Source organism: Streptomyces sp. NPDC048185 (assembly GCF_043202495.1).
Lineage (GTDB): Bacteria > Actinomycetota > Actinomycetes > Streptomycetales > Streptomycetaceae > Streptomyces.
In genome coordinates this window covers 108,691-132,306 of sequence record NZ_JBIDAN010000004.1, presented here as the reverse complement: position 1 = coordinate 132,306, position 23,616 = coordinate 108,691, and the positions used below count along the sequence as shown (strand labels likewise).

At 73.8% G+C, this 23,616-nt stretch carries 18 protein-coding genes, 1 pseudogene and 1 riboswitch; of the genes and pseudogenes, 4 read left to right on the top strand and 15 right to left on the bottom strand.

Going from position 1 to position 23,616, the window contains the following annotated elements; genetic code table 11:
* Positions 1-251: 251 nt before the first annotated feature.
* Entirely contained in the window at positions 252-1,310 is a 1,059-nt protein-coding gene (gene sepH, locus ACGF3H_RS14230; RefSeq protein WP_362490778.1) for a septation protein SepH, read from the top strand.
* A 71-nt stretch (positions 1,311-1,381) separates the two neighbouring features.
* Here sepH and ACGF3H_RS14225 read toward each other — a convergent pair whose 3' ends face one another.
* Positions 1,382-2,233, bottom strand: coding sequence for a sulfurtransferase (locus tag ACGF3H_RS14225; RefSeq protein ID WP_362490776.1), 852 nt, complete (start codon positions 2,231-2,233; stop codon positions 1,382-1,384).
* A 249-nt stretch (positions 2,234-2,482) separates the two neighbouring features.
* Here ACGF3H_RS14225 and ACGF3H_RS14220 point away from each other — a divergent pair, with 249 nt between their 5' ends.
* Positions 2,483-3,286 carry a VOC family protein gene (locus tag ACGF3H_RS14220; protein ID WP_362490773.1) on the top strand — a complete coding sequence of 268 codons (804 nt, stop codon included), beginning with the start codon at positions 2,483-2,485 and terminating at the stop codon, positions 3,284-3,286.
* Positions 3,287-3,316: 30 nt separating this feature from the next.
* On the opposite strand, the gene ACGF3H_RS14215 is transcribed toward ACGF3H_RS14220, so the two are convergent.
* The 10 genes and pseudogenes from ACGF3H_RS14215 to ACGF3H_RS14170 form a co-directional block, all read right to left on the bottom strand.
* On the bottom strand, positions 3,317-4,501 hold the full coding sequence (locus ACGF3H_RS14215; protein ID WP_362490772.1) for a VWA-like domain-containing protein: 1,185 nt from the start codon (positions 4,499-4,501) through the stop codon (positions 3,317-3,319).
* Between the two features lie 11 nt (positions 4,502-4,512).
* Positions 4,513-5,718 (bottom strand): AAA family ATPase, encoded by a 1,206-nt coding sequence (locus tag ACGF3H_RS14210; protein ID WP_362490769.1) that lies wholly within the window; start codon positions 5,716-5,718, stop codon positions 4,513-4,515.
* Positions 5,715-7,496, bottom strand: a complete 1,782-nt coding sequence (locus ACGF3H_RS14205; protein ID WP_362490766.1) for an ankyrin repeat domain-containing protein — start codon at positions 7,494-7,496, stop codon at positions 5,715-5,717. Before ACGF3H_RS14205 ends, ACGF3H_RS14210 begins: the two co-directional genes overlap by 4 nt.
* Entirely contained in the window at positions 7,493-8,626 is a 1,134-nt protein-coding gene (locus ACGF3H_RS14200; RefSeq protein WP_362490763.1) for a gala protein, read from the bottom strand. Before ACGF3H_RS14200 ends, ACGF3H_RS14205 begins: the two co-directional genes overlap by 4 nt.
* A gap of 101 nt (positions 8,627-8,727) precedes the next feature.
* Positions 8,728-8,803: pseudogene (locus ACGF3H_RS14195) on the bottom strand.
* Between the two features lie 59 nt (positions 8,804-8,862).
* The gene (locus tag ACGF3H_RS14190) at positions 8,863-9,753 is read right to left on the bottom strand and encodes an endonuclease/exonuclease/phosphatase family protein (RefSeq protein ID WP_362490761.1); all 891 of its coding nucleotides are present in this window, start codon (positions 9,751-9,753) and stop codon (positions 8,863-8,865) included.
* 88 nt (positions 9,754-9,841) lie between these two features.
* Positions 9,842-10,492, bottom strand: coding sequence for a thymidine kinase (locus tag ACGF3H_RS14185; RefSeq protein WP_362490758.1), 651 nt, complete (start codon positions 10,490-10,492; stop codon positions 9,842-9,844).
* A gap of 49 nt (positions 10,493-10,541) precedes the next feature.
* Positions 10,542-11,735 carry a nucleotide pyrophosphatase/phosphodiesterase family protein gene (locus tag ACGF3H_RS14180; RefSeq protein ID WP_362490756.1) on the bottom strand — a complete coding sequence of 398 codons (1,194 nt, stop codon included), beginning with the start codon at positions 11,733-11,735 and terminating at the stop codon, positions 10,542-10,544.
* A complete protein-coding gene (locus ACGF3H_RS14175; protein ID WP_362490753.1) occupies positions 11,735-12,331 on the bottom strand; it encodes a DUF5998 family protein in 597 nt (198 codons plus the stop codon). The genes ACGF3H_RS14180 and ACGF3H_RS14175 overlap by 1 nt, the downstream gene beginning before the upstream one ends.
* Positions 12,332-12,438: 107 nt before the next feature.
* Positions 12,439-15,348 (bottom strand): GNAT family N-acetyltransferase, encoded by a 2,910-nt coding sequence (locus tag ACGF3H_RS14170; protein ID WP_393816486.1) that lies wholly within the window; start codon positions 15,346-15,348, stop codon positions 12,439-12,441.
* A 174-nt stretch (positions 15,349-15,522) separates the two neighbouring features.
* Between ACGF3H_RS14170 and ACGF3H_RS14165 the strand changes: the two genes are divergently transcribed.
* Positions 15,523-15,804, top strand: coding sequence for an HPr family phosphocarrier protein (locus ACGF3H_RS14165; RefSeq protein WP_019755624.1), 282 nt, complete (start codon positions 15,523-15,525; stop codon positions 15,802-15,804).
* A 189-nt stretch (positions 15,805-15,993) separates the two neighbouring features.
* On the opposite strand, the gene ACGF3H_RS14160 is transcribed toward ACGF3H_RS14165, so the two are convergent.
* The 4 genes from ACGF3H_RS14160 to ACGF3H_RS14145 all read right to left on the bottom strand — a co-directional run bounded on the left by ACGF3H_RS14160 (position 15,994) and on the right by ACGF3H_RS14145 (position 20,822).
* A complete protein-coding gene (locus tag ACGF3H_RS14160; RefSeq protein WP_362490747.1) occupies positions 15,994-16,686 on the bottom strand; it encodes a GntR family transcriptional regulator in 693 nt (230 codons plus the stop codon).
* A gap of 238 nt (positions 16,687-16,924) precedes the next feature.
* Complete coding sequence (locus ACGF3H_RS14155; protein WP_362490744.1) at positions 16,925-17,689, bottom strand: M23 family metallopeptidase; 765 nt, start codon at positions 17,687-17,689, stop codon at positions 16,925-16,927.
* Positions 17,690-17,702: 13 nt separating this feature from the next.
* Positions 17,703-17,866: riboswitch (cyclic di-AMP (ydaO/yuaA leader) on the bottom strand.
* A gap of 191 nt (positions 17,867-18,057) precedes the next feature.
* Positions 18,058-19,446: a pitrilysin family protein gene (locus ACGF3H_RS14150; RefSeq protein ID WP_362490742.1), complete on the bottom strand. Its 1,389-nt coding sequence runs from the start codon at positions 19,444-19,446 to the stop codon at positions 18,058-18,060.
* Positions 19,443-20,822 (bottom strand): pitrilysin family protein, encoded by a 1,380-nt coding sequence (locus tag ACGF3H_RS14145; RefSeq protein WP_362490739.1) that lies wholly within the window; start codon positions 20,820-20,822, stop codon positions 19,443-19,445. Before ACGF3H_RS14145 ends, ACGF3H_RS14150 begins: the two co-directional genes overlap by 4 nt.
* Before the next feature lie 298 nt (positions 20,823-21,120).
* Here ACGF3H_RS14145 and ACGF3H_RS14140 point away from each other — a divergent pair, with 298 nt between their 5' ends.
* On the top strand, positions 21,121-23,577 hold the full coding sequence (locus ACGF3H_RS14140; protein WP_362490736.1) for a DNA topoisomerase IV subunit A: 2,457 nt from the start codon (positions 21,121-21,123) through the stop codon (positions 23,575-23,577).
* Positions 23,578-23,616 lie beyond the last annotated feature (39 nt).

The following is a 23,616-nucleotide window of genomic DNA, read 5'->3' as shown; positions in this document are numbered from 1 at the left end:
GGGTCCGGTCTCCCGACAGGGGGTTCAGGACCTCGAAGGACCGCCGGGAGGGAGCTAGTTGCACAGGGTGACGGAGTTGGTCACTCAGCGTTGCGAATAGGTAACCGTGCCATAACGGCGATCCAGGGCCCGCGCCCGACACGCCGGGCAACTCGGCAAGGTTGTGGCAGGCTGCACCCGGGCAGGTCACACTCGACAGAGCGGAAGCAGCGACGCACGTGACGTCGGCAGGCACCACCCGGGAGGTCCCCATGCCCGAACTGCGTGTCGTGGCCGTCTCGAATGACGGCACACGGCTGGTGCTGAAGGCTGCGGACAGCACGGAGTACACGCTTCCGATCGACGAGCGGCTCCGGGCCGCCGTACGCGGCGACCGTCCCCGCCTCGGCCAGATCGAGATCGAGGTGGAGAGCCATCTCCGCCCCCGCGACATCCAGGCGCGTATACGAGCCGGTGCGACCGCGGAAGAGGTCGCCCAGATGGCCGGCATCCCCGTCGATCGCGTACGCCGCTTCGAGGGCCCCGTCCTCGCGGAGCGCGCCTTCATGGCGGAGCGGGCCCGCAAGACCCCCGTCCGCCGGCCCGGCGAGAACTCCGGTCCACCCCTCGGCGAGGCCGTGCAGGAACGGCTGTTGCTGCGCGGCGCCGAGAAGGACACCGTGCAGTGGGACTCGTGGCGCCGGGACGACGGCACCTGGGAGGTCCTGCTGGTCTACCTGGTCGCGGGCGAACCGCACTCGGCGAGCTGGACGTACGACCCGCCCCGGCGGCTCGTCCAGGCCGTCGACGACGAGGCGCGCGCGCTGATCGGCGAGACCGACGACCTCGCGGCGAACGAGCCCAGTTTCCCGTTCGTCCCGCGCATCGCGCGGCTGCCGCGCGACCGGCCGCTGGACCGCACCCTCGACCGGGAGCACCGGGAACGGCCCAGCCTGCCCGCACAGGCGTCGGAGCCGGCCGAGGAGACCACGGCCACCGCCTCGGGCGAACGCGAGCGGGACTCGCTGACCAGCCTGCTGGAGGCGGTGCCGAGCTTCCGGGGCGATCTGGTGGTCCCCGAGCGGGTGCCGGAGCCGGTGGAGGAACCCACCGAGGAGCCCGAGGTGGAGGAGCCCCCCGCCCCGGCGGCGTCGGCCGGTTCCGCCTACGCGGACGTGCTCATGCCACGCTCGGTGGGCAGCCACCGCGACCGCCTCACCGGCTCCACCGACCGCCAGGCCGAGGCCGACGGCGTCCGCCCCGGGCGCCGCGCTGCGGTGCCGAGCTGGGACGAGATCGTCTTCGGCACGCGGCGCAAGAAGCAGGAGTAGGCGGGGGTTTCCCCGCACGCGTCAGGGCCGCACCCCGCGGGGTGCGGCCCTGACGCGTCCACAGCCGGGGGCTACTGGGGGTCCGGTCCGACGGCCACCGGTCGCTCCGGGTCCGACGACCACTCCGACCACGACCCCACGTACAGCGCCGCCGGGATGCCGGCCACCGCCAGCGCCAGCACCTCGTGGGCGCCGGAGACACCCGAGCCGCAGTACACGCCGACCTCATCGCCGTCGGTCGCGCCCAGGGACTTGAAGCGGGCGTGCAGTTCCTCGGCCGGCCGGAACCGGCCGTCCTCCAGCACGTTGTCCGTCGTGGGCGCCGACACCGCGCCCGGGATGTGACCGCCGACCGGGTCGATGGGTTCGACCTCACCCCGGTACCGCTCCCCCGCCCGGGCGTCGAACAGCACCCCGGACCGGGCCAGCGCGGCGGCGCCGTCCGCGTCCAGCAGGCCCGACGCGCCCGGCGCCGGGGCGAAGTCGCCCTCGGCGGGCACCGGGACGTCGGCGGACAGGGACCCCTGCCAGGCGCGCAGTCCGCCGTCGAGAACGCGTACGTCCGGGTGGCCCGTCCAGCGCAGCAGCCACCAGGCGCGGGCCGCGGCCCACCCCTGACCACCGTCGTAGACGACGACCGGCCGGGCCGAGGAGACCCCCGCGCGGCGCATCGCGGCACCGAACACCCCCAGGTCCGGCAGGGGATGCCGGCCGTGCTCGCCCGGGGCGGAGGCGAGCTCCCGGTCCAGGTCGACGAAGACGGCGCCGGGGATGTGCCCGGCCGCGTGCTCGGCCCGGCCGTCGAAGGGCGGCGCACCGGCCGCCTTGGCCGTGCTCAGCTGCCAGCGGACGTCGAGCAGGACGGGCGGGTTCGTGCCCGCCAGCTCGTTCGCGAGTTCGGATGCGGAGATGATGGCGTTCATGGCCCCATCCTGGCGTACCGAGTGGCCGCCGCGTCGATGTCGGGCTACTCTGCCCGCCGGACAGTACCGATCACGAGGCGTACGGAATCGGGCACATGCTGTACTGCCCGGGCCGCCGGGCCGGCTTCCGGGGCCCGCCCGGGGCACGCGGCACCGGGTCCGGGGCGGCATCGGCACGAGGGGCCGCGCGAGGGGCCGACGGAGCGCAAGCGGACGCACGGCCCGCGCAGGGCCGAGGAGAGAGTGACGATGACCGATGCACGGGGGCCGGCCGGCCGCGGCGGCGAGACGCACGCCCGGCGTACACCCGGCACGCCCTGCTGGGTGAGCCTGATGGTGCACGGGCCGGCCGCGACCCAGGAGTTCTACGGAGCGCTGTTCGGCTGGGAGTTCCGGCCCGGACCGCAGCAGCTCGGCCCCTACGTGCGGGCGCTGCTCGACGGGCGTGAGGTGGCGGGCATCGGCACGCTGCCCGCGGGCCGGCAACTGCCCATCGCCTGGACGCCGTACCTCGCCTCCGACGACGTGAACCGGACGGCCGAGACGGTACGCGCGTGCGGCGGCACGGTGGGCGTGGGCCCGCTGGACGCGGCCGAGGCGGGGCGCATGGCCATCGGCTCCGACCCGTCGGGCGCCGTCTTCGGTGTCTGGCAGGCCGCGGCCCACCTCGGCACGGCCGTCACCGGTGAGCCCGGCACGCCCGCGTGGAACGAACTCACCACCTTCGAGGCGGCGAGCGTCGCCAAGTTCTACGAGACGGTGTTCGGCTTCGAGGTGGAGCCGGCGACCGCCGCCGGCCTCGACTACGTGACCCTCCGCCTCGACGGCCGTCCCGTCGCCGGCATCCACGGCATCGGCGACGCCCTGCCCCGCGAACGGGGGCCGCACTGGACGACGTATTTCGAGGTGGCCGACATCGGCGACTCCCTGGAGCGGCTGACCGAGCTGGGCGGGCACGTCCTGGAGCCGGCCCGGGACACGCCACGCGGCCGCGTGGCGTCCGTGGCGGATCCGGAGGGGGCGCGGTTCTCGTTGGTGCAGAGCCCGGGGTGATGAGCGGGGCCGACGCCTGGGGTGCTGCCGTCAGGCGGTGACGCGGACCGTCTCCACCCAGTCCGGCGGCCGGGGCGCGCCGGGGCCGATCAGCGCCGCGACGAGGCGGCAGGACGAGGGTTCGGCGGGCCAGGGGGTGTGGCCGTCGGTGAGGACCACGACGATGGACGGGCGCTCCCGTGCCGCGAGCGCGGCGTCGATGCCGACGCGCATGTCGGTGCCGCCACCGCCGCCGAGGGTGACCTGCTCGGTGGACGTCACCCGGGACACGGCGTGCACGTCGGCGTCGCAGGCGAGGACGGTGACGCGGTTGCCGCGTACGCCGACCTCGCGCAGCACGCCCGTGATCTCCCCCAGGGCCGCCGCGAGTTCCGCGTCGCCCATCGAGCCGGAAGTGTCGACGACGACGGCCACCCGGGGCAGCGGGCGGCGCAGGCTCGGCAGGACGACGCCGCGCAGCGCCGGGGTACGGCGTGACGGGCGGCGGTAGGTGTAGTCGACGGCCCCGCCGGCCCACGCGGCAGCCTCCCGCACCGCGCCGGACAGCGCCTGCCGCCAGTCCACCGTGGGTTCCAGGACCTCCTCTGCCCAGCGCTGCCACCCCGCGGGCAGGGTGCCCCGGGCGCGCTGGTGGGCGCGCATCGCCTCGGCGGTGTGCCGGCGCAGTGCGCGCGCCTCGGCGTCCCCGACCGGGACGGGGCCGGTGGACGCCGGGAGTTCCCAGGGCGACGGGCGGCCGTGGGCGCCCGATCCGCAGTCGTGCCCCTGGACGTGCGGGGGCAGTCCGTGCAGGTAGGCCTCGAACAGCTGCCCGTCGGGCAGGCCGAAGAGACGGGGCTCGACGCGTCCGGCGGGCAGCCGCAGGCCGTCGGCGAGGAGGTCGTCGTTGATCTCGCAGTCCTGGGCGACGTTGACGCGGTACCGGTCGCGCTGTTCGGCGGCGGTGAGCCGCCCGGCGCGGCCGTGGTGGTCGCGCAGCAGGTGCGCCGCCTCGTGCACCCAGACACCGGCGAGTTCCGCCACGGGCGTGGCGGCGACGAAGGCCGGTGACACGTAGCAGCGCCAGTGCCGGTCCACCGCCATCGTCCCCACGTCGGGACAGGGCACGACGGTCAGGGCGTACAGGGCCGACGCCAGATAGGGCCGGTCGTTCGCCGCCCGGTAGCGGGCGGCCAGCAGCTTCGTCCTGTCCAGTCCCCCGCCGGATGCCGCCACGTCCGCGGGCCTCACGGGCTGCCGGGCAGGGCCCCGGACATCCGCAGCAGGTCCAGGAACCCGTCGATGCCGGGCGGCACCGGCCAGTCCAGCCGGCGCATCGCCGCCAGGTCGGTGGCGGCCCGGGCGGCCACGTCCGGAACGCCGGCGTCGACGGCCTTGGCCAGGACCGTCCAGCCGGCCTCCCAGCGGGGCCGGGTGGGCTCGCTCTGGATGGCGGCGACCACCGCGATGAGGAAGGCCAGTTGCCGGTCGCCGCGCTCGGGCAGGGCGAAGGCGTCGGGGTCGGCGAGGACCCGCTCGGGGTCCGGCAGGTCGAGGTGCTCCAGGTACGACAGCAGCTCGATGCCCGCGCCGTCCCCGACGGCACCGGTGAGCGCGGCGGCCACCGCCTCGCGGCCGGCGCCGGTCGCGTAGCCCGTGGCGAGCAGCCGCAGGGCCATCTCCCAGGTCCGCGGGGACGGCCAGGACCGGCCCCGGCCCTCGGCGTCGGCGGGTATGTGGTGGACCAGGCCCGGGCGGGCGGTGAGGAACCCGGAGACGGCGCCGCGGGCCCGCGCGACGGCGCCGGGCACCTTGGCCGGATCGACGAGGGGGACGGCGACTTCCGGCCAGGTTCCGGCCATGCCGCGGGCGACCGTGGCGGGGTCGTGGGTCCAGTGGAGGTGGACGAAGCGGTTGGCGAGCGGCGGGCTGAGGTGCCAGCCGTCGGCGGCGCTGGAGGGCGGGTTGGCCGCGGCGACGATGCGTACCGCGTCGGGCAGGACGAGGCTGCCGACCCGGCGTTCGAGGACGACCCGCAGCAGCGCCGCCTGCACCGCCGGTGGAGCGGAGGACAGTTCGTCGAAGAAGAGCAGGCCGTGGCCGGCGCGCTGGAGCCGGACCGCCCAGTCGGGCGGGGCCATCGGCACGCCGGTCGTGGCCGGGTCGTCCCCCACGATCGGCAGCCCGGCGAAGTCCGACGGCTCGTGCACGCTGGCGATGACCGTCTCCAGCGGGAGGCCGAGTCCGGCGGCGAGCTGCTCCAGGGCGGCCGACTTGCCGATGCCCGGTTCACCCCAGAGGAGGACGGGCTGGTTGGCCGTCACCGCCAGTGCCAGCGCCTCCAGTCGGTGGTCGGCCGCGGGTTCGGTGCGCCGGGTGCGCAGCCGGGCGACGAGGTCGTCCGCGGCGGCCAGCGGGGGCGGCGCGGTGCGGGAGGCGGTTGCGGTGTTCAACGGTCCTCGTCCTCGTCGTCGTGGTCCTCGTTGTTGTCCATCATCTCGTCCCACCAGTCGGCGCCGAGGCCCGGATGCTCCTCCCGTACCCGTTCCCGCAGGAAACCCAGGTCGGCACGCTTGAACCGGCGCACGACCTGGGCCAGCGAGTACTCTGCGTCGTCGACCACGTCGATGCGGGCGCCGGCGGCCAGCAACGCTTCGACCAGGGCCCGGGAACCGCCGTCGTTGACCGCCACGAACAGCGGTGTGCGGTCCCGGTGGTCCCGGGCCTCGAGGTCGAGGCCCTCCTCGAGCAGCCGGGGCAGGAGCGGTTCGTGGTCGAGCAGGTGCAGTACGTGGAGCAGCGTGCGCCGGCCGGCGCCGCACACCCGGGGGTCCACGCCCGCGTCCAGGAGTTCGAGCACACCGTGGGTGTCACCGTGCTGGGCACGCAGGAACAGGTCGCGCATCTGGGCCCGCAGTGCCTTCGGCAGCCGGCCGCTTCCCGACGACCAGGTCTGCTGGACGGCGAAGCATCCGGCGACGGCGCCTCCGAAGGCTCGCAGGGCCCGCTCGCGCTGCTGCTCCTCGTCGCTGTGCGGCATGTGGAGCAGCCCGCCACCCGCGCGGAAGCCCACCTCGTGCCACTCGCCGCGGCAGCGGACCCTGACGGGCGCGGGGGCGTCGGGGCCCGGGGGGCCGGCAGGCCCCTCGGGAAGCCGGAGGGCCGGGAACAGCGCCTCGCGGACCAGAGGGTGCAGATGCGCGGGCTCGACTCCTTCGACGTGCAGCAGGTCGAGGTCGGGGAGCCTGCGCCAGAGCGCCTCGGGCAGGAAGGGCACGCCGTCGGCTTCCTTCGGGTCGACGGCACGGAGCCGCAGCCCGGTACCGCCCGGGGACGCCGGCTCCAGCAGGATGTTCATCCGCCAGTCGCCGGCGATGAGGAATCGGTCCCCCACCCCCTCGTCCGTCAGCAGGCGGACCTCGGGCTCCAGACGGGTGTGGCCGAGCGCGGTCCTGCGGAGGAACCACGCCGGGTCGGCCGGGTACCGCGTCCGGGTGTCCGGTGGGGACAGGTCGGCCTTGATGCCGACCGCCTCGAATGCCGCCCGGAGGCCGTCCCTGTGGTGCAGCAGGGTGGCCCATTCGGCCTGCGCCGCCGCGTCACCGGGACCGGGATCCCCCGTGGGCAGTTCCTCCGTTGCGCGCGGCCTGGCGTCGGGATGGAAGAACGGCGTCCGGTCGGTGCCGCCGCACCGCTCACGCAGTTCGCCGGTGCGCCGCGCGTCCCACAGGTGCCGGGCGTACCTCCAGTCGTCGGTCCGCGGGCCGAAGACGCCGGCGGCCCTCTCGTCCCGGACCGTGCCGAAGCGCAGGGTGACGCGCTGCGGGCCCTCCCGCATCGGTGGTGTGGTGACGTGGAGGTACGGCGTGGCCCGGGGGCCTTCGGCCGCCCGCACCGGCCGGTAGCGGGCGAGGACCACGGTGCGGCCGGTGTCCAGGGTGGTCCACCCGCCCAGTATGCGGGGCAGGTGCCAGCGCAGCAGGTCGGGGACCAGGTGGCGCATGTCGTCCTCCAGCGCCTCGGCCACCTCGTGGCCGCAGTGCTCGGCGATCTCCTGCAGGTCGACGTCGACGTCGACACCGGCCGCCGCGCAGGCCCCGCGCCAGTCGCCGGCCGAGCGGCGTTCGGCGGCGCGCTCGATCATCGTCCGGGGCACCGCGTAGCGGCGGATCCGCCGCCAACTCGACGCCTCCTCCGGTGAGAAGCACGGGAGGAGGGGGCGTGCGCTCACCGGTAGACACTTCCTATCGCGCTGAGGTCCGGATGGGCCCCGCCGGCGGGTCGCAGGCGCCGGGTCAGGGACCGTTTCACCTTGCGGGGCAGTCCTGGGCCCAGGCCGACGTACTCCAGCGGTGAGCCGTCCGGCACGGCCGCCAGCAGGGATTTCGCGCCCCGCCCGGTGAGACCGGTGTGGCGCAGTTCGAGCCGGCGCAGGGGGCTGCCGCCGAGGGCGGCGGCCAGGGCGCGGGCGCCGTCGTCACCGGTGGCGTTGGCGGGCGCGCCGAGGCTCCGCTCCGACGGCGGCCGGCCCAGGTCGAGCGCCTCGATGCCGTCCAGGGCTCCGGCGAGGGCCCGCGCCCCGGCGGGGCCGATCCCGTTGCCGCCCAGCCCGAGCCGTACCGGCCGCGCGGGGTCGGCCGCGGCCGCGAGGACGGCGGCGCCCTCGTCGCCGAGGTGGTTGGCGGGCAGGTACAGCTCGCGCACGCCCGCCTCCCGGATCAGCGCGGCCAGCAGCCCGGCGGCGTCGGCGGTCAGGCCGTTCCCGCCGAGGAAGAGGCGCTCCACCGGGCGCGGGCGGCCGGTGAGGGCGTGGAGCAGCGCGCGCAGTCCCGTGGTGGTGAGCCCGGTGTTGACCAGGTCGAGGGTGCGGACCGTGGTGTTGCGGCGGAGCATCGCGGCGAGGGCGCGGGCCCCGTCGTCACCCACCGGGTTGCGCTTGAGCCACAGGGCGCGCACGGTCGCGTCCGCCGACAGGGCGTCGGCGAGCGCGGCGGCGCCCTCGGGGCCGATGCGGTTGCAGCCGAGGTAGAGCGTGTGCAGGCCGTGGCCGTCGCCGAGCGCGCGGGCGACCGTCGACGCCCCTTCGTCGCCGATGGCGTTGGTGCCGAGCAGGATGTGCCGGGCGTGCGGTGAGGCGGCGGCGACGGGCAGGAGGCGGGCGGCCCCGTCCGGGCCGAGGCCCTGCTTGCAGAGGTCGACGCGGCCGTCCGCGCGCAGGGTGCCGAGTGGGAAGGTCTCGTCGGACTCCACCGCCCGGCCGGACCTCAGCCGGGCGAGCAGCGGGTCCAGGCCGGCCAGATCGCCGATCGGGATGTCCGGGTGCTCGATCGCCGGGCAGCGCACGGGCGTCGGCTGCGTCATCACCACTCCACCGGTCCGTCGCCGGTGCCCGCGTGCCGAGGGCGGCATCGCCCTCCGCCCGCCCGGGACGGACCGACGCCAATCGACTTTCACGACAAGGGTGGCAAGGCCGACCGGATTCGAACCGGCGTCCTCCAGCTTGATGCGTGGGCGCGACGACCTCTGCGCTACGGCCTTGCCGGGGTGATCATAACCATGTCCTCCCGCCCGGTGATCACTTGTTCGACGCCGGGAGTTCAGCGGCCGCGCCGGTGCAGCTCCAGGTCCGTGACCACGGGTCGGTGGTCCGACGCCTCGGTCGCCACCTCACGGGCACCGGCCACGGTGACGTCGGGCGAGACGGTGACCAGGTCGATGCGCTTGACCGGGTCGACGGCGGGGTACGTCGGGCCCCCGCCCGGGGCGGCGTCGCGGAGCTTCCGCCACAGCGGCGCCAGTTCCGGGGCGGTGGGCTCGGCGTTGAAGTCGCCGACGAGGATCTTCGGCCCGTGGTCGGCGGCCAGCACCTCCAGCATGTCGTCCACCTGGGCCGCCCTGATGGAGGGGTCGGCCCGGTAGTCGAGGTGCGTGACGTAGACGTGCGCGTGCGCACCCCGCACGTTGACGGTCACCTCGGCGAACCCGGGCGCCGGGGCCGGCACGGGTTCCGAGGTCTGGGTGGAGAGCCGGGTGATCTCGTGGTTCTCCGCCTCGATGATCGGGTGGCGGCTGAGCACGGCGACGCCGTAGCGGCGGCGTTCCGCGCCCGGGGCGGCCGGGTCCAGGTCGTAGATCGGCGCGAAGTACACCCGCATGCCCAGCTTCTCGGCCAGCGCGCGGGCCTCGTCGGCGAAGTCGCTGCGCGCGCCCCAGTGCACGTCGACCTCCTGGAGGCCGATCACGTCGGCCCGCAGGCCGCGTACGGCCTCGGCGGTCCGGTCCAGGTCGAAGACCTGGTCGGTACCGGCTCCGGCGTGGATGTTGTACGTGGCCACCCGCAACGGCACCGCCGGGGCCCGGGACCCCGGGGCCTCCCGGTCCCGGGCGGACGCCGGTGCCGCCGCGGCGAGCAGGGCGGCGGCGAGGAGGACGGCGGACGCGCGGCGGGTGCGGCGGGTGGAGGCGGGACGTCGGAAACGCGGCTGCATGCCTTCTCCGATCACGTGGGAACGGGACCGGAACAGTGACGCTCACCGCCTGACGGCGCGTCAACCCCGCCTCGCGGGCCGCCGCCCGTCAGACCGGGGTGACGGGGAGCACGTCCGGCGACAGCGCCGCCGCGTGAGCCGTCGCCGCCGTCATGCGGCGGCGGTGGTGGCGTCGGCACAGGACCTCGTAACCGACCTCGTCGGAGGACCGGGTGACGTCGCCGACGACCACCTGGGCGCCCTCGACGACCATGACGCCGCCTATGGTGCGGGCGTTGTGCGTGGCGCGGGCGCCGCACCAGCACAGGGCCTCGACCTGGAGCACCTCGACGCGGTCGGCGAGCTCGACCAGCCGCTGGGAGCCGGGGAACAGCTTGGAGCGGAAGTCGGTGGTGATGCCGAAGGCGTACACGTCGAGTTCGAGGTCGTCGACCACGCGGGCGAGCTGGTCGATCTGCTCCGGCGCGAGGAACTGCGCCTCGTCCGCGATCACGTAGTCCGCGCGACCGCCCTGGGAGAGGTGGTCGACGACGTGCGCGTACAGGTCGTGCCCGTCCTCGACCTCCACGGCGTCCGTGACCAGGCCGAGCCGGGAGGAGAGTTTGCCCTCGCCGGCGCGGTCGTCGCGCGTGAAGATGATGCCCGCCAGGCCCCGCGCCGAGCGGTTGTGCTCGATCTGGAGAGCCAGTGTCGACTTCCCGCAGTCCATCGTTCCGGAGAAGAACACCAGCTCGGGCATGAGGGGTTGAGCACCTTTCGGGCAGGGGGCCGGGCGGAGGGGCAGGGCGTCAGGAACGCACTTCGAGCAGGGGGACGAGTTGCTCGGCGGAGGTCATCGAGCCGTGGTTGCCGACCATCGCCGACTCTCTGGGCTCGCGCTCGGAGGCGATGAGCAGGACGTCGTCACGCGCGGCGGCGACCACGTCGCCTATGCGGCCGTACACCCGGTCGTCGATGCGGGGGCCGAACCATCCGGCCTCGATCGCCTCGTCGCGGGACGCCACCCAGAACTGCTCACCGAGCACCTCGCGCCAGCAGGTCAGGACGTCGTTGTGGGCGCCGGGGACGGCGTACACGTGCCGGGCGCGGCCCTCTCCGCCGAGCAGGGCGACGCCCGCCTTCAGCTCCCAGTCCTCGTCGAAGTCGATGCGGTGGTCCTCGTCGAAGGGCACGTCGATCATGCCGTGGTCGGCGGTGACGTAGAGGGCGCTGCGCGGCGGCAGCTGCTCGGCCAGGCGCTGGGCCAGCCGGTCGACGTGCATCAGCTGGCCGCGCCAGGTGTCGGAGTCCACGCCGTAGCGGTGGCCGGCGCCGTCCACCTCGGAGTAGTACGTGTAGACGAGGGCGCGGTCGGCGGCGGCCAGCTGCTCGGCCGCGACGTCCATGCGGTCCTCGCCGGAGAGCCTGCCGTGGAAGGTGCCGCCGCTGAGGGCGATCTTGGTGAGCGGGGTGTTCGCGAAGGTCGGGGAGGAGACCTGGGCGGCGTGCACACCCGCCTGCTGGGCGAGGCCGAAGACGGTGGGGTACGGCTGCCAGGCGGCCGGCGGGGTCCACGGCTGCCAGCGCAGCTGGTTCATCAGCGCGCCGGTGTCCGGATTGCGCACGGTGTAGCCGGGCAGGCCGTGGGCGCCCGGCGGCAGGCCGGTGCCGACGGAGGCGAGGGAGGTGGCCGTGGTCGCCGGGTAGCCGGCCGTGACCGGACGTCCGGTGCCGCCGCGTGAACTGCCGAGCAGGGAGTTCAGGAAGGGGGCTTCGTCCGGGTGGGCCCGCAGCTGCTCCCAGCCGAGGCCGTCGATCAGGAACACGCAGTTCCGGTCGGCGGGGCTCAGTTCCGTGATGGCCGCGGTCATGCCGGGGACGCCGAGGCCCGCGGCCAGGGTGGGCAGCAGGTCGGCGAGGGAGCCGGTGCCGTACTCGGGCACGGGGGCGGAGTCGACGGGGAGCGGTTCCGGGTGGGTGTCCCAGGCGGCGTGCTGCACCATCAGCGGGAAGAGTCCGCGGTCGCCTCGGAGAGGGCCTGTGCGAAGGCCAGCGCCTGGCGCACCGTCTCCGGGCCGTCCCCGGCCTCGCTGACGCGCAGGCTCAGGTCGTCGGCCGTCGAGCTGCCGGTGTAGCCGTGGTCGGCCTCGCAGTTCGGGTCGCCGCAGGCGGCCGGCTCCAGGTCGAGACGGGAGACGGCACCCCAGCCGATGGTCAGCACGATCTCGCGGGGCAGGGTGCCCGGCTTGTACTGCTCGGGGTTGGCGACCACGCGGCTGACGACGATGGACGAGATCCGGCCGAGCTTGACGGACTCCGTGGACGTCGTGGCGTAGGGCGTCGGGGAGGTGTCGTCGGCGGCCTGCTCGTCGGTGTGGCTGACGATGAAGCGGTTGCCGGTGAGCACCAGCACCGTCACGTGCCGACGCACCTCGTTCTGGTCGAACGTCGTCTCCTGGTGGACCAGGTACGACCGGATGGGCTCGCCGCCCACGGCGGCCTCCACCGCCTCGGCCACGAGGGCCGGGTAGTAGCCGCTGCGTTCGATCGCCGCTCGCAGCCCCTGGGTCGTCGTACTGGTCTTGGCCATGCCGTCCATCCTACGGGGGCCCACTGACTGCGCGGGACGCCCGTGCGGCAGCCGTACGGCCTCCGTGCGGTTCGCCCGTGCGGTACCCGGGCGTGCGCGTGCGGTGTCCCGCGTGGTCAGTACGCGGGCAGCGTCCGCGGGCCGAGGTCGTCCCGGGCGGGTGGGGGCGCGAGGCGGACGGAGGCACCGAGGACGCTCAGTCCCCGCGGCGCGACGACGACCGGTTCCAGGGTGACCGCGACGACCTCCGGGTGGTCGTCGACCAGGCGGGAGACGCGCAGCAGCAGCTTCTCCAGGGCGTAGGCGTCGACCGGGGCCGAGCCGCGCCAGCCGAAGAGGAGGGGCGCAGTACGGATCGAGCGGATCAGGGAGGTCGCCTCCCGGTCGGTGACCGGGATCAGCCGGTGCGCCACGTCACCGAGGAGCTGGGTGGCCGCCCCGGCGAGCCCGAAGGACAGCACCGCTCCGGCCGCGGGGTCGATGACCGCCCGGACGACCGTGTCGACGCCGCGCGGTGCCATGCCCTGCACCACCGGCCGCAGTTCCTCGGGCGCCCCGAAGAGGTCGGTCAACTCGGCGTACGCCCGGCGGAGTTGTTCCTCGTTCGCGAGGTCGAGGCGGACCCCGCCGAGGTCGGCCCGGTGGCGCAGGTGCGGGGCGGTGGCCTTGAGGGCGACGGGGTAGCCGAGGGCGCCGGCGGCGGTGACGGCGTCGTCGGGGGTGGGCGCGGGCAGGGCGCGGTGGACGTGGATGCCGTACCTGCCCAGCAGGTCGCAGGTCGCGTCGGCGCCCAGGGTGAGTCCCTGTCCGCGCGCGAGGTGCCCGCCGATCAGCTCGGCGGCGCCCTTCTCGTCGATGTCGTCGTACTCCGGGACCTTTCCGGGGTCGGCCGCGTCGCGTCGCCACTGCGCGTAGGCGACGGCCTGGGCGAGGGCACGGACGGCACGTTCGGCGGCGGGGTAGGCGGGGATGAGGTGGGCTCCCTCGGGGGCCTCGGCGGCTTCGGCGGAGGGCTCGGGAACGGGCGCACCGTCCGGGGGGACCGGCGAGGCCTGGGCGGGGGCGGCGTCCGGGGAGACCGGCGTGCCCTCGACGGAGGAGGCGTCCGGGGGAAGCGGCGAGGCCTGCGGTGCGGTGCTCGCGGAGGCCTGCGGTGCGGTGCTCGCGGCGGCGGACAGGGCCTGGGCGAGGCCGCCCAGTTCCACGTGCACCACGAGTACCGGCTTGCCGGGCTTCGTGGCCGCCGCCGAGCGCAGCGCCTCGGCCAGCGCCGCGTCCCCGGCCGCCCCCTCCCCCACCCACGGGATGGCGGTCACCACCACCGCGTCACAGGTGTCGTCGGCCAGCGCCCGGGACAGGGCGGCGTGGAAGTCCTGCGCGGAGGCCGCCGTCGTCAGGTCCAGCGGGGGGTGCGGCCGCAGGCCCTCCGACAGACACGCGTCGTAGGTGAGCAGCCCCAGGGACTCCGAGTTCCCGAGGATCGCCACCCGTGGACCGGCGGGCAGCGGCTGGCGGGCGAGCAGGAGGCCCGCGTCGACGAGGTCGGTGATCGTGTCGACGCGGATCACCCCGGCCTGCCGCAGCAGCGCGGAGACCGTCGCATGCGGCAGCCGCGTCGCGCGTACGGCGTGGCCCTGCGGTGCGACGCCGCCGTGCCGGGCGCCCTGCACCACCACCAGCGGCTTGACGGCCGCCGTGCGCCGGGCGAGGCGGGTGAACTTGCGGGGGTTGCCGATGGACTCCAGGTACATCAGCGCGACGTCGGTCTCCGGGTCCTCGTACCAGTACTGGAGGACGTCGTTGCCGGAGACGTCGGCGCGGTTGCCGGAGGAGACGAAGGTGGACACGCCGGTGACGCCGGTCACCCCGCCGCCGCGCCGGTGCAGCCGGGAGAGCAGGGCGATGCCGATGGCGCCGGACTGGGCGAACAGGCCGATCCGGCCGGGGCGCGGCATCTCGGGGGCGAGGGAGGCGTTGAGCCGCACCTCGGCGGAGGTGTTGATGATCCCGAAGGCGTTGGGGCCGATGATCCGCATGCCGTACGTGCGTGCCTGGCGCACGAGGGCGCGCTGGCGTTCGCGTCCTTCGGGGCCGCTGTCGGCGTACCCGGCGGAGATCACGACGAGGCCTTGCACACCGTGTTCGCCGCATTCGGCGACGACCTCGGGGACGTGCTCGGCGGGCACGGTGACGACGGCGAGGTCGACGGGGCCGTCGATGTCGCGCACCGAGCGGCGGGCGGGCACCCCGTCGAGTTCCTCCAGGTCGTCGGGGAAGGCCTTGTTCACGGCGTGGAGCCGGCCGGTGTAGCCCGCGTCCCGGATGTTGCCGAGGATGCTGCGGCCGACGCCGCCCGGGGTGCGGCCGGTGCCGATGACGGCGACGGAGCCCGGCTGGAGCAGGCGCTGCACCGAGCGCCCTTCCGCGCGCTGTTCGCGCGCGTACTGCACGGCGAGGGAACGGTCGGTGGGCTCGAGGCCGAACTCCAGGCGGACGACGCCGTCCTCGAAGCTCCGCTTCTGGGTGTACCCGGCGTCCATGAACACCTTGATCATCTTGGTGTTGGCGGGCAGCACCTCGGCGGCGAAGCGGCGGATGCCGCGCTCCCGGGCGACGGCGGCGATGTGCTCCAGGAGCGCGGAGGCGACACCGCGGCCCTGGTGGGCGTCCTGGACGAGGAAGGCGACCTCGGCCTCGTCGGCCGGGGCGGAGGCGGGCGCTCCGCCGGCGCCGATGCGGTCGTAGCGTACGGTGGCGATGAACTCGCCGCCGATCGTGGCCGCGAGTCCCACCCGGTCCACAAAGTCGTGGTGCGTGAAGCGGTGGACGTCCTTGGCGGACAGGCGAGGGTACGGCGCGAAGAAGCGGTAGTACTTCGACTCGTCGGAGACCTGCTCGTAGAAGCTGACCAGGCGCTCGGCGTCATCGACGGTGATGGGGCGGACGCGCGCGGTGCCGCCGTCGCGCAGCACCACGTCGGCCTCCCAGTGAGCGGGGTACTCGTGCCGGTCCGGCGAGGTCTGCATGGGCCCCAGAGTACGGCTCGCGTACGACAACGGCGCGGGGCAGTCTGTGGAGGACGGAACGTCGGGCCGAGGCCGCGGTCCGACGACCACCCGGGCGGCGCACAGCCGTCCAGCCATGCTTCACGATGTGGGAAACTGGTCTAGACAACCTGAACACCTGAAGGGCAGCAACACATGGCTGAGCGCCGCGTCAACGTCGGCTGGGCCGAGGGCCTCCACGCCCGCCCCGCCTCCATCTTCGTCCGAGCCGCCACGGCCACAGGCGTCCCGGTGACGATCGCCAAGGCCGACGGCAACCCCGTCAACGCGGCCTCCATGCTGGCCGTCCTGGGCCTGGGCGCCCAGGGCGGTGAGGAGATCGTCCTCGCCTCCGACGCCGAGGGCGCGGACGCCGCCCTGGACCGGCTGGCGAAGCTGGTCTCCGAGGGTCTCGAGGAGCTTCCCGAGACCGTCTGATGTGACGGCACACCGAAAAGGCCCGCCCGGACCACCGGGCGGGCCTTTTCCTTGCCCTGTTCCGGGCAGCCGCATTCCAGGCCGCCGAATTCCGGCAGTCCTGTTCCGGGCAGCCCCGTTCCGGGTGCCCTTTTCGAGCAGCAGGAGAAAGCCCCCCGGAATAGCCCCCCTTTGTATACGGCACCCGTGTTAATGCCGCAGGCTCGGCGTGTTTACGGGACGTTGCGCATTCCTCACACCGCCCGGTCGGTCGCCGGAGATGAAGCGCAACCGGTGCGCCGCCGCCGACCGCTCGACATGCAGCGCCATGAGCGCCCGCGCGCGGTCGCCGTCGCCGCGCGCCACCGCGTCCACGACCGCGCAGTGCTCCGCCCACGGCTCCGCCGCGCCGCGCGGCGTCTCCACCACGTACATCCAGTCGATCTTGCGGCGCAGTTGGGTCAGCATCGCCGTGAGCGAGGGACTGCCGGCGGCCTGCGCCAGGGTCTCGTGGAACCAGCCGTCCAGCGCACGCAGGTCCTCGCCGTGACCCTGCCTCGCGCGCTCCTGACCGAGCCTGACCAGGCCGCGCAGCACCTTGAGGTGGGCCTCGGTGCGCCGCCGGGCCGCTCGGGAGGCGCCGAGGGGCTCCAGCAGCGTGCGGGTCTCGAGCAGGTCGGCGGCCTCCTGTTCGGTCGGTTCCGCGACGCACGCGCCCGCGTGCCGCCGGGTCACCACGAAGCCCTCGGCCTCCAGGGTGCGCAGGGCCTCACGGACGGGGACGCGGGAGACGCCGTAGCGGCGGGCGAGCAGTTCCTCGGTGAGCCGGCCGCCGCGGCCGTGGACACCGGCGACGATGTCGTCCCGGATGGCCGTGCACACCAAGTGCGCCGGAATACTCATGTCCGACCTCCGCATTGATCCCCGCGAAACGGCGACGATGGACGCGCGTTTTCCGTGACTCTAGGCCAATGAGACGCGCTTTCGGACAGGCGCCGGGAATTCAGGGAAATTTTTTGGACATTTACGGGCCGGGAAAGGACCGGAGCCCGGGCTGGAACGGGGACCGGAACCCGGGCCGGGAAAACCGGAAGGCCCCGGCTCGGGAGCCGGGGCCTTCGGGGTGCCGTACCGTTCGTCGTCAGACGTTCACGCCGTGCGAGCGGAGGTAGGCGACCGGATCCATGTCCGAGCCGTACTCCGGGCTCGTGCGGGCCTCGAAGTGCAGGTGCGGGCCGGTGACGTTGCCGGTGGCACCGGAGAGGCCGATCTGCTGACCCGCCTCGACCGACTGGCCGACCGTGACGCCGATGGACGACAGGTGCCCGTACTGGGTGTACGTGCCGTCGTGCATCTTGATCACGACCTGGTTGCCGTACGCGCCGCCCCAGCCGGTCTCGACGACGGTGCCGACGCCGACCGCGTGCACCGAGGTGCCGGTGGAGGCGTGGAAGTCGATGCCGGTGTGGCTGCCGGAGGACCACAGGGAGCTGCCGGCCTGGTAGGCCGTGGAGACGTAGGAGCCGGTGATCGGCGCGACGAAGGTGTTGAGGCGCCGGCGCTCGGCTTCGCGCGCGGCGCGCTCCTTGGCCTCGCGCGCCTCCTTGGCGGCCTCCGCGACCCGCTCGCGCGCGGCCTCCATCGCCGCCTCGCGGGCGGCGGCGTCCTGGGCGGCCTGCTTCTGCGCGGTGGCCTGGGCGTCGATCTCGTCGGCGATGGAGTCGCCGATGGTGACGACCGGGGTGAGTCCGCTCTGCTCGACCTCGGGCTCGGCGGCGAGGGCCGGGGCAGCGAGGGTGCCGACGACGCCGGTGGTGGCGAGGGCCGCGACGCCCGCCGCTCGGGCGGTGGTGCGGTGGATGCGGCTGGGACGGCGGTGCTTCCCGGTGGCGCGCGTGAACGCCATGTAGAGGCTGTTTCCTTTCCTTCCCTCTCGCCTACCGGGTTAGCTGACGGGTTCGGAGCAGGAAGGTCTCCTACGGACCCCCTCGCCGGAGCGCGGGCGTCCGATTCACCCCAGGGACTGCGATGGGTCCCCGGCTCCCCTGGCTCGCGCCGTACGGGGACTCGGCGATGACTGTCCGGTGCCGCGGGTGCGGCGCACTGCCTGACGAACAGCCCGGACGACGCTAAACGCGGCTGTCTTCAATACTCAAACGCAACCGGGTTTTTGTAGCGCACGCCACAGGGCAGACGGGCAGCCTCTCTCCCAATTCGGACATACGACGGCCCTGGTGACGTTCGGGTCACCAGGGCCGTCGCACGGGCGTGCCGCTACTCGGCGGCCACGATGGTGACTTGGCCGATGCCGAGGGCCTCGACGGGCTCCTTGATCTGCGCCGCGTCACCGACGAGGACCGTGACCAGTCGGTCGACCGGGAAGGCGTTGACGACGGCCGCGGTGGCCTCCACGGTGCCGGTGGCGGCCAGTTGGCGGTACAGCGCGGCCTGGTAGTCGTCGGGCAGGTGCTGCTCGACCTGGTCGGCCAGCGTGCTCGCCACGGCCGCCGCCGTCTCGTACTTCAGCGGCGCCACTCCCACCAGGTTCTGCACGGCGACGTCCCGCTCGGCGTCGGTGAGCCCGCCCTCGGCGAGCGTGCGCAGCACCGTCCACAGGTCCTGCAGTGCCGGGCCGGTGTTGGGTGTGTCGACCGAGCCGCTGATGGCCAGCATCGCGGCGCCCGTCCCGTCGGGCGCGGAGCGCAGGACCTGCCCGAACGCCCGCACGCCGTAGGTGTAGCCCTTCTCCTCGCGCAGCACGCGGTCCAGGCGGGAGGTGAGGGTCCCGCCGAGGCAGTAGGTGCCGAGGACCTGTGCGGGCCACACGCGGTCGTGCCGGTCGGCTCCGGTGCGGCCGATCAGCAGCTGCGTCTGGACGGCGCCGGGGCGGTCCACGATGACGACCCGTCCGGTGTCGTCGGCGGTCACCGGCGGCACGGGGCGCGGCTCGGCGGCGGAGCCGGTCCACGCGCCGAGGGTGTCGCCGAGCAGCGCGTCGAGGTCGACGTCGGTGAGGTCGCCGACGATCACGGCGGTGGCCGTGGCGGGGCGGACGTGCTTCTCGTAGAAGGCCCGGACGGCCGCCGCGTCGATGGCCGCGACCGTCTCCTCCGTGCCCTGCCGCGGGCGCGACATCCGCGAGTCCGCCGGGAACAGCTCCTTGGAGAGCTCCTTGGCGGCGCGGCGGGAGGGGTTGGCCAGCTCGTGCGGGATCTCGTCGAGCCGGTTGCGCACCAGCCGCTCGACCTCGCTGTCGGCGAAGGCGGGCGACCTGAGCGCGTCGGCGACCAGGCCGAGGGCCTTGGCGAGGCGCGAGACCGGCACCTCGAGGCTCAGCCGGACGCCGGGGTGGTCCGCGTGCGCGTCGAGGGTGGCGCCGCAGCGCTCCAGCTCCGCGGCGAACTCCTCGGCGGAGTGCTTGTCGGTGCCCTCGGAGAACGCGCGCGCCATGATCGTGGCGACACCGTCCAGGCCGGCGGGCTCGGCGTCCAGCGGGGCGTTCAGCGACACCTCGACGGCGACGACCTGCTGACCGGGGCGGTGGCAGCGCAGCACGGTGAGGCCGTTGTCGAGGCTGCCGCGCTCGGGGGCCGGGAACGCCCACGGCTTGGGCTCGCCGGGGTGCGGCTGGGAATGGAATTCCATGGTGGCGAGCTCGGTCACTTGGCCGCCTCCTCGTTCTCGTCGGTGGCGTCGGCGTCGGTCACGGAGACGGTGACGGTGGTCTCGTCGGCGGGGGCGGTCGGCTCGTAGACGAGCACCGCGCGGTTGTCGGGGCGCAGACGGGCCTTGGCGACCTCCTGCACCTCCTCGGCCGTCACCTCGAGCACCCGCTGTACGGCGGTGAGGGCGAGCTGCGGGTCGCCGAACAGGACGGCGTAACGGCACAGTTCGTCGGCGCGGCCGGCGACCGTGCCGAGCCGGTCGAGCCACTCGCGCTCGAGCTGGGCCTGGGCGCGCTCCATCTCCTCGGCCGTCGGGCCCTCCTCGGCGAACCGGGCGAGCTCCTCGTCGATGGCGGTCTCGATGACGGGCACCTCGACGTCACCGGACGTCTTCACGTCCAGCCAGCCCAGGGAGGGCGCCCCGGCGAGCCGCAGCAGGCCGAAGCCGGCGGCCACGGCCGTGCGGTCGCGCCGTACGAGCCGGTTGTACAGGCGGGACGACTCGCCGCCGCCCAGGACCGTGAGGGCCAGGTCGGCCGCGTCGCACGCGCGCGTGCCGTCCTCGGGGAGGCGGTAGGCCGCCATCAGCGCGCGGGCCGGGACCTCCTCCTCGACGACCTCGCGCAGCTGCTCGCCCATGACGTCGGGCAGCGAGCCGTCCCGGGGGGCGGGCTTGCCGTCGTGCGAGGCGATGGAGCCGAAGTACTTCTCGATCCAGGCGAGCGTCTGCTCGGGGTCGATGTCGCCGACGACGGACAGCACCGCGTTGTTCGGCGCGTAGTAGGTGCGGAAGAACGCGCGCGCGTCCTCCAGCGTCGCCGCGTCCAGGTCGGCCATCGAGCCGATCGGCGTGTGGTGGTAGGGGTGGCCCTCCGGGTACGCGAGGGCGGTCAGCCTCTCGAACGCGGTGCCGTAGGGCACGTTGTCGTAGCGCTGGCGGCGCTCGTTCTTGACGACGTCCCGCTGGTTCTCCATGGACTCCTCGTCCAGGGCGGCGAGCAGGGAGCCCATCCGGTCGGCCTCCAGCCAGAGGGCGAGCTCCAGCTGGTGGGCGGGCATCGTCTCGAAGTAGTTGGTGCGCTCGAAGCTGGTGGTGCCGTTGAGCGAGCCGCCGGCTCCCTGCACCAGCTCGAAGTGCCCGTTGCCCTTGACCTGGGCGGAGCCCTGGAACATCAGGTGCTCGAAAAGGTGAGCCAGGCCGGTACGCCCCTTGACTTCGTGGCGCGAGCCGACGTCGTACCAGAGGCACACCGCCGCGACCGGGGTCAGGTGGTCCTCGGAGAGCACCACGCGCAGGCCGTTGGCCAGGCGGTGCTCGGTCGCTGTCAGGCCGCCGGAGCCTGCCTGGGCTGTGGCCGTGTGACCCATGGGCATGTACGTCCCTTCGATCGCGGAATCTTCGTGGAGTCATCGGGCGGAACCGCGGAATTCCGCCGGTCCTGCCACTGTATGCAAGCGTGCGGGCCGCCGGTGGAGTTCCCGGCCCTCGTACGCCGAGAGCGAGCACGGGTCGGCGGGCCGCCGGGGACGACGGCGCGGGGCGAGGGCGTACCCTGCGGGCAGCGCCGGGCCGGGCAGCCCGTGACGGGTCCTGGTCGGTCGCTGTCAGTGCCGCGGTCCACAATGGACCGCGTCAGATCACCGTTCACGCTTCAGCAAGGAGCCGGCAGCGATGGCCCGCCGTAGTACGAAGACCCCGCCGCCCGACGACTCGTACGAGGAGAAGATCCTCGACATCGACGTCGTCGACGAGATGCAGGGCTCCTTCCTCGAGTACGCGTACTCGGTCATCTACTCCCGTGCGCTGCCGGACGCCCGCGACGGCCTCAAGCCGGTGCACCGCCGCATCGTGTACCAGATGAGCGAGATGGGTCTGCGGCCCGAGCGCGGCTACGTGAAGTGCGCCCGTGTCGTCGGCGAGGTCATGGGCAAGCTGCACCCGCACGGTGACGCGTCGATCTACGACGCCCTGGTGCGCATGGCCCAGCCCTTCTCCATGCGCGTGCCCCTGGTGGACGGCCACGGCAACTTCGGCTCCCTGGGCAACGACGACCCGCCGGCCGCCATGCGGTACACCGAGTGCCGGATGGCCGAGGCCACCAGCCTGATGACGGAGTCGATCGACGAGGACACCGTCGACTTCGGCCCCAACTACGACGGCCAGGAGCAGGAGCCGGTGGCCCTGCCCGCCGCCTTCCCCAACCTGCTGGTCAACGGCGCGTCCGGCATCGCGGTCGGCATGGCCACGAACATGCCGCCGCACAACCTGCGCGAGGTGATCGCGGCCGCGCGGCACCTGATCCGGCACCCGAACGCGGACCTCGAAGCGCTGATGAAGCACGTGCCGGGCCCGGACCTGCCCACCGGCGGCCGGATCGTCGGCCTGCCCGGCATCCGCGACGCCTACGAGACGGGCCGCGGCACGTTCAAGATCCGCGCGACGGTGTCCGTGGAGACCGTGACGGCCCGCCGCAAGGGCCTGGTCGTCACCGAGCTGCCCTTCGCGGTGGGCCCCGAGAAGGTCATCGCGAAGATCAAGGATCTGGTCGGCTCGAAGAAGCTCCAGGGCATCGCGGACGTCAAGGACCTGACCGACCGCGAGCACGGACTGCGTCTGGTCATCGAGATCAAGAACGGCTTCGTGCCCGAGGCCGTCCTGGAGCAGCTCTACAAGCTGACGCCGATGGAGGAGTCCTTCGGCATCAACAACGTCGCCCTGGTCGACGGCCAGCCCCTCACGCTGGGCCTCAAGGAGCTGCTGGAGGTCTACCTCGACCACCGCTTCGACGTCGTACGGCGTCGCAGCGAGTTCCGGCGCACCAAGCGGCGCGACCGTCTCCACCTGGTCGAGGGTCTGCTCACCGCCCTGGTCGACATCGACGAGGTCATCCGCCTCATCCGCTCCAGCGAGAACTCCGCGCAGGCCAAGCAGCGCCTGATGGACCGGTTCTCGCTGAGCGACGTCCAGACCCAGTACATCCTGGACACGCCGCTGCGCCGGCTGACCAAGTACGACCGCATCGAGCTCGAGGCGGAGAAGGACCGGCTCAACGCGGAGATCGAGGAGCTGACGCGGATCCTCGAGTCGGACGCGGAGCTGCGCAAGCTGGTCTCGGCCGAACTGGCGGCGGTGGCCAAGAAGTTCGGCACCGACCGGCGGACGCTCCTGCTGGAGTCGGCCGGCACCCCGGTGGCCGCCGTTCCGCTCCAGGTGGCTGACGACCCGTGCCGGGTACTGCTGTCCTCGACGGGCCTGCTGGCCCGCACCGTGAACGACGACCCCCTCGTCACGGATGCCGGCGCCAAGCGCGTCAAGCATGATCTGATCGTGTCGTCGGTCCCCGCCACGGCCCGTGGCGAGATCGGCGTGGTGACGTCCGGCGGGCGGCTCCTGCGGGTGAACGTGGTCGACCTGCCCCAGCTCCCGGACCCTCTGCCGACGCCGAACCTGTCGGGCGGCGCACCGCTGGCCGAGTTCGTGTCCCTGGAGGACGACGAGACGGTCGTCTGCCTGACCACGCTGGACGAGTCCTCGCCGGGTCTGGCCCTGGGCACGGAGCAGGGCGTCGTCAAGCGAGTGGTGCCCGACTACCCGTCCAACAAGGACGAGTTGGAGGTCATCACCCTCAAGGACGGTGACCGGATCGTCGGCGCGGCCGAGCTGCGCACGGGCGACGAGGACCTCGTCTTCATCACGGACGACGCGCAGCTGCTGCGTTACCAGGCCTCGCAGGTCCGTCCGCAGGGCCGGCCGGCGGGCGGTGTGGCGGGCATCAAGCTCGCCGAGGGCGCGAAGGTCATCTCGTTCACGGCGGTGGACCCGGCGGCGGACGCGGTCGTCTTCACGGTCGCGGGATCACGCGGCACGCTGGACGACTCCGTCCAGACCACGGCCAAGCTGACCCCGTTCGACCAGTACCCGCGCAAGGGCCGCGCCACGGGTGGCGTGCGCTGTCAGCGGTTCCTGAAGGGTGAGGACTGCCTGGCACTGGCCTGGGCGGGTCCGGTCCCGGCGCGGGCCTCGCAGAAGAACGGCACCCCGGCCCAGCTCCCGGACATCGACCCGCGCCGCGACGGCTCGGGCGTGTCGCTGCCGAAGACGGTGGCGGTGGTGGCGGGTCCCGCCTAGGCCGGGTCCTGCCCGGGCCGTGTCCCGGCTGAGCCGTGT